Origin of the sequence: Alkalibacterium sp. 20, from assembly GCF_001885615.1 — a bacterium.
In the GTDB taxonomy this organism is placed as follows: domain Bacteria; phylum Bacillota; class Bacilli; order Lactobacillales; family Carnobacteriaceae_A; genus Alkalibacterium.
The window spans coordinates 106,730-112,729 of record NZ_LSRN01000056.1; the positions used below are offsets into that span (position 1 = coordinate 106,730).

Annotated in this window: 7 protein-coding genes; 2 read left to right on the forward strand and 5 right to left on the reverse strand. The window is 40.0% G+C overall.

What is annotated here, in order from left to right:
- Nucleotides 1-114: 114 nt before the first annotated feature.
- The 5 genes from AX762_RS09765 to AX762_RS09785 form a co-directional block, all read right to left on the reverse strand.
- Nucleotides 115-762, reverse strand: a complete 648-nt coding sequence (locus AX762_RS09765; protein WP_071848944.1) for an SGNH/GDSL hydrolase family protein — start codon at nucleotides 760-762, stop codon at nucleotides 115-117.
- A 39-nt stretch (nucleotides 763-801) separates the two neighbouring features.
- Nucleotides 802-1,701, reverse strand: coding sequence for an ROK family protein (locus AX762_RS09770; RefSeq protein ID WP_071848945.1), 900 nt, complete (start codon nucleotides 1,699-1,701; stop codon nucleotides 802-804).
- A gap of 39 nt (nucleotides 1,702-1,740) precedes the next feature.
- On the reverse strand, nucleotides 1,741-3,357 hold the full coding sequence (ggt, locus tag AX762_RS09775) for a gamma-glutamyltransferase (protein WP_071848946.1): 1,617 nt from the start codon (nucleotides 3,355-3,357) through the stop codon (nucleotides 1,741-1,743).
- 56 nt (nucleotides 3,358-3,413) lie between these two features.
- Nucleotides 3,414-3,794 (reverse strand): VOC family protein, encoded by a 381-nt coding sequence (locus AX762_RS09780; protein WP_071848947.1) that lies wholly within the window; start codon nucleotides 3,792-3,794, stop codon nucleotides 3,414-3,416.
- A gap of 278 nt (nucleotides 3,795-4,072) precedes the next feature.
- Nucleotides 4,073-4,456, reverse strand: a complete 384-nt coding sequence (locus tag AX762_RS09785) for a VOC family protein (RefSeq protein ID WP_071848948.1) — start codon at nucleotides 4,454-4,456, stop codon at nucleotides 4,073-4,075.
- 99 nt (nucleotides 4,457-4,555) lie between these two features.
- Between AX762_RS09785 and AX762_RS09790 the strand changes: the two genes are divergently transcribed.
- Nucleotides 4,556-5,473: an AEC family transporter gene (locus tag AX762_RS09790; protein ID WP_071848949.1), complete on the forward strand. Its 918-nt coding sequence runs from the start codon at nucleotides 4,556-4,558 to the stop codon at nucleotides 5,471-5,473.
- Between the two features lie 33 nt (nucleotides 5,474-5,506).
- On the forward strand, nucleotides 5,507-5,878 hold the full coding sequence (locus AX762_RS09795; RefSeq protein ID WP_071848950.1) for an iron chaperone: 372 nt from the start codon (nucleotides 5,507-5,509) through the stop codon (nucleotides 5,876-5,878).
- Nucleotides 5,879-6,000: the final 122 nt, after the last annotated feature.

The window sequence follows — 6,000 nt, forward strand, 5'->3', positions numbered from 1 at the left end:
ATACCAACTTCCCGTTGTGATGATTTAACATCTGTATCGTGCATGAAGTTTCCACAAAAAGTGGAAACATTCGACTCATCGCATAAACATTATACTAACATATAACTCACTGCTTTACAACATCTTTTTTTCTACAATGTAATCAATCCAGGCCTTAGCTATCAAACCGTGCCCTGCTAAGGTTGGATGGACACCATCTTTACCTGTATAATAACTAAATCCATTCTTTATTCCCTGCGCATTGAGCAATCCATCTAGTGGGATCAATTCCGTTTGATATTCTTTCGCCATTTTTCTGACAATTTGGATGCGTTGATCCAAATCTTTTCGCCAATTCACGCGATCTTTCGGATAAGGAAGAACAAAAGGTTCCATTAGTATCACACGTGCATCCGTACGCTGGATAAGCGACTTAAGTAAAAAACGGTATTCGGATTCAAATTCTTCTAGTTCTGCTTCAGTCGCTATGTGGTTACTCTCCTGATTTCTCGACGTATCATTGATACCTATGAGCAAGGTCACGATATCTGGATTCAAATCTAAACAATCTTCTTCCCATCTGTTTTCAACATCACTCAGTTTATTTCCACTAATGCCTCTGTTTAAAATGGTTAATCTTTTTTCTGGAAATAGCGTTTGAAGATAAGCAGAAATCAATAACGGAAAACCCTGTCCGAGATCAGTCGGATCAAGTCTATCACGACCTGCATCAGTAATGCTGTCTCCAATAAATAAAAAAGTATCATCATTCATTATTTTCATCTGAATCCTCCTCGTATAATAAGTTTATTACTAATAGTTTTAGTTTATTTCGCTTGTTAACGGATCATTGGTTTTTTGTAAATAATTAAATACAGCACCGATTAAATTTGCATCATTTCTAAATGTGCACAAATCTAACTCCGGAAGGAATGTATTAGAATTAATGCGCTTTAGTAATTGTTTATATTCAACATTAAGCCGATCAAGGAGACCATCCAGATTAGATACCCCACCACCGATAATGATTTTTTCGGGATCAAACGCATGAGCAACGTTATACAGACCCATTGTCAGGTATGAATAGAATGTATCAACTTCTTCCTTGGCTACTGGATCCCCTTCTTTGGCTAACTCAAAAACGCGTTTTCCGTCAATCTCACCATAAGATAACCCTTTTCGATCAGCATAGCGCATAGCCATTCCAACGGCCGTACCTAATTCGCTAAAGCTCTGCGTTTCATTAAGTAACATAAACCCAAATTCTCCACCAGACAGGTGCGTTCCGTGATGCACTTGTTTATTGAAGATAACCGCTCCACCTATACCAGATCCTATGACGACAAAAAGAACCGTATCATTATCTTTTGCTGAACCTTTCCATACTTCGGCTAGTCCGGCACTATTCGCATCATTTTCAAACGTTACCGGCAAATCGAAAGCCTCTTCGAGTTCATCATAAATAGGAAAAAAGTGCAGATACTTAATTGCACTTACACCTTCTATCTGCCTTGCTTCCTGGTTCACTGCACCCGGAGCTGAAAAGGCAACACCTTCCAAGTTGAAATTCTGCTCTACTCTCTCTTTAACAGCTATTAATTGTTCCTTCATTTTTTCCCAATTTTTGGGTGTTTTGAATTTATCTTGCTCGATCAACTGCTCTTCGTTCCATATGCCGTATTTAACGGCTGAACCTCCAATATCAAATGCTAAAATCGCCATGCATTTTCCTCCAACTTTTCAAAGAATAACTAAATAGCGTTACCATACCGAAACTGATCCATCTGTACGTGGTTCTGTCGCACCTACATATGTATTCTCTGATGTTTTTAAAATGATTTGACCTCTGCCAAAATGGCCTTTTTCTAATTCCACTTCAACCGCATGTCCTTTACGCTTCAATTCATTGATAAGCGCTAAGGGCATCGTTGGTTCTACGATGACTTTCTTATCTTTAACCCATTGCCACCTTGGCGCATCCAAGGCGTCTTGGGGATTCATCCGAAAATCGATCATGGATTGCAACACTTGCAAATGTCCCTGAGGCTGCATGTGCCCGCCCATCACGCCAAACGGCCCAACAGCTTTATTATTTTTTGTCAAGAACCCCGGGATAATCGTATTGAACGGTCGCTTGCCTGGTGCTAACGCATTCACGTGTCCTTCCTGCAAATTGAAACCAAGAGCACGATTATTCAAACTGAGCCCATACCCCGGAACGACTGCTCCGGAACCAAACCCCATATAATTACTTTGAATATAAGAAACCATATTCCCTTCGTTGTCTGCCGTTGCCAAATAAACTGTTCCCGAGTTGTCCTGTAACCCGGGCTGTGCACTGATGGCTTCATCAGTTATTAACTTTGCCCGCTCTTTAGCGTAGGTCTCAGATAAAAGATCGGAGATATTCATTTTCATATGATTCGAATCAGCAATGGTCAATTGACCGTCAGAAAAGGCTAATTTAATGGCTTCGATCTGCTTGTGTATCGTCTCGGGATCATCTTTCCCGTTCAATTCTATATTATTCAATATATTCAAAGCCATCAACGCGACAACACCTTGTCCATTCGGCGGCATTTCCCAAACATCATAACCTTTGTAGTTCACTTTAACAGGCGTGACCCATTCCGGCTTATAACTTGCCAGATCTTCATTATCCAAATAACCATTGAACTCTTTTGAAAAAGAAGCGATGGCTTCGGCTATCTCTCCTTTATAAAAAGCTTTTGCATTTGTCTCGCCAATGAGACGCAAAGTTCTGGCATGACCTTTGGAAGACCACACTTCTGTGACGTTAGGTACGCGTCCTTTCGGTGCAAAAACATCAAACCAGGAATTCAATTCCGGAAACTGTTCTTTTTCTTGATTGAACCGGTTAAATGACCTTTTGAAGGCATGATGGACTGTATCGGAAATCGCGACACCTTCTTCAGCAATCTTAGCTGCGGGTTCCAAGACTTCTGCTAATGATAAGTTACCGTGTTTTGTTATTAATTCTGCCCAACCGGCGGGGACACCTGGCACCGTCACGGCTTTTAAGCCATAAGTCGGAAAAGGTTTCGTCTTATCTAGATAAGCCGCCGGTTCCAATCCCTTGGGCGATGGACCACTCGCATTCAATCCAAGCATTTCATTATCTTTCCAAATGATGCTGAAACTGTCTCCCCCTATTCCGTTTGATCCCGGTTCGACCACTGTTAATGTCGCTGCTGTAGCAACGGCCGCATCAATAGCGTTCCCGCCGGCTTTCAATATATCTCGCCCCACTTGTGCGGCTATGGGATGAGACGTGGCGACCATACCGTTTTTACCATAAACAAGTTCTCTTCTCGAGCCATAATGAAACGTGCCTGTATTAAAGTTCAAATCCCCCATTAGTTGTTTATCCCCTTTTAATATGTACCACCGAGCAATTACTCGGTGTCTCTTCTCTAAAGTTGAACGATTTCAATCTTGTATCCATCTGGATCTTTAATGAAAAAGTAAGAGGTCGCACCATCTGACAAACCTTTAAGATTTGTCACATCATAACCTGACTGACTCAGCTCTTCATGTGTATCTACTAAACCATGTACGCCGATGGCAATGTGACCATATCCATTTCCTAAATCATACGATTCTGACTGTTCATAGTTATATGTTAATTCCAATTCCATGTCATCACCGGGTAAAGCTAGATAGACCAGCGTGAATTTATTTTCTGGATAATCCCGGCGTCTGATTTCCTGCATACCTAATACTTCTTTGTAAAAAATAAGTGATTTTTCCAAGTCTTTTACACGTATACACGTGTGAATCATTTTCTTGCTCATTTATTATTCCTCCCATCCTATCTATACTGTATTTTGCCTTACTTTTAACGAGGCGTCAAGCCTGATTGAATGTTCAAACCTTGACAGAAGCGTAAAGTAAGCGGTTATAGTAAATTTAGAAAAGCCTCAAATTAGTTGTTGACTTAACTATATGTATGCGTTATCATCTAAGTAGAAACAAAGTTAGTAGCAGTACTACTAGTTTTCTTTTTCATAAATCATCTCCTTTCTATGCAGGTACCCTTGCGGAAACAAGGGTGCTTTTTTTTTGCCTTCAATTATCTTTCATAGACCTCTAGCGGCAACCCATCTGGATCTTTAAAAAATGTGTAGCTCTTCCCTGTATAGGGATCACTTCTAATTTCTTCACATCGTATGCCTTTCTTCTTTAGGTCACTGACTGTCTGTTCGATGTCCGTCACACCAAAGCACAAGTGTCTCAGACCAGCTGCTTCAGGCTGATTCGGCCGTTTCGGCGGAGATGGAAAAGAGAACAACTCAATCTGACTCTCCCCCACTTTAAAATCGCACTTGTACGACTCTCTTTCTTTTCTGTAAACCTCATTAATGATTGGAAACTCAAGTAACTCTGTATAAAAATGTCTTGATTTTTCATAATCACTCGCAATAATGGCGACATGGTGGATATAGGATAGATTCATTTTTTCGCTCCTTTTGCAAAATTAGAGGTGAAAGGGTATAGTAATCGATGAGAGATTTATTTCTCTTACTATAAATAGTACAGATAGAAGGCGTTTAATATGCATATTTCTTCAGTCGTTTTCAACCAGCTTCTTGAAATGTTTTTTATCATGATGTTTGGTTACGTTTTAGTCAAGTTGAAGTTCTTAAATATGGAAGGCACGCAGCAACTCGCTAACATTGTCACGAAATTCATCATACCTATTGTCCTTATGATGTCATTTCAGCAGGATTATGATTCAAGTCAACTCTACATATTGTTTACATCATTTATCGGGGCACTCTCGATCATACTTTCTCGTATCATTTTGGCCCATACCTTACTCAGAAACCGCACCAAAATCGATCGCTACGCCATTGTCTTTTCCAACACGGCTTATATGGGTATCCCGATCGTTCTGACCCTACTCGGTTATGAAGGTATCTTCTACCTTTCTATGTATATCGTTACTTCTGCTATTTTTCAATTTACCTACGGAAAGTGGATGTTATCAGAAGGAAAAGAAATCATCACCCTACGCTCTATTTTAACAAACCCAGCAAGTCTTGGCTCGTTTGTCGGTTTTGGCTTATATATTTCGCGCCTACCACTCCCAACCGTTCTTTATAACAGTTTAGACTCGATCGCTGGATTGAGTTCACCACTTGGTATGATTCTACTTGGCGGATACCTGGCACGCAGTAAAATCAAAGATATTTTCCTAGTGAGGTCCAACTATTGGACAGTTTCTATCCGTTTAATTATAGCACCAACGATTGGCATCTTCCTACTATGGCTGCTGCCGATTACAAACCCGTCAGTACTCCTGGTGCTGTCCATCGCAAATGCGACACCAACAGCCATCAATACCGCGTTGTTCTCACAACTTTACGGCGGAGACTACGAGTATGGTGCCCGAATCATTATCCTAGCCAGTTTCCTGGCCATCGTAACCATTCCGCTTATGCTTAGTTTCGCTTCAGCAATTTTGTTATAATATAGGTAACAAAAAAATAAGGAGTGGCTTAAAATGAAAACCTTTGAGAACTATTTGCACTCACTAGATGATGAGACGCATAGACAAAAGTTAAGTGACCTGTTTAACTTTATAGATAGTGAATTTCCAGATCTTGATAAACGCATTGCCTGGAACCAACCGATGTATACAGATCACGACACGTTTATCATCGGATTCAGCGTCTCAAAGAATCACATCTCGGTAGCCCCTAAAAAAGTGGAATTGAGACAGTTTAAAAAAGAAATCAAAGAAAATAACTATGACTTTCTCAAAGAAATATTTAAGATCAAAAAGTCTCAACCGATCAATAAAGAATTGATCAGAGACTTGGTGGCATTCAACATTGAAGATAAGAAAGACTGCAAGACGTTTTGGAGAGAATAATAACCAGACAGACACTATTTAATCATTTTAAGATGATTGATCAATGTCTGTCTGGTTAATTGTGCTGACAAATAGAATTTTTTCGATGAGTTTAATTGACTCATCTATATTTATCATTAGAG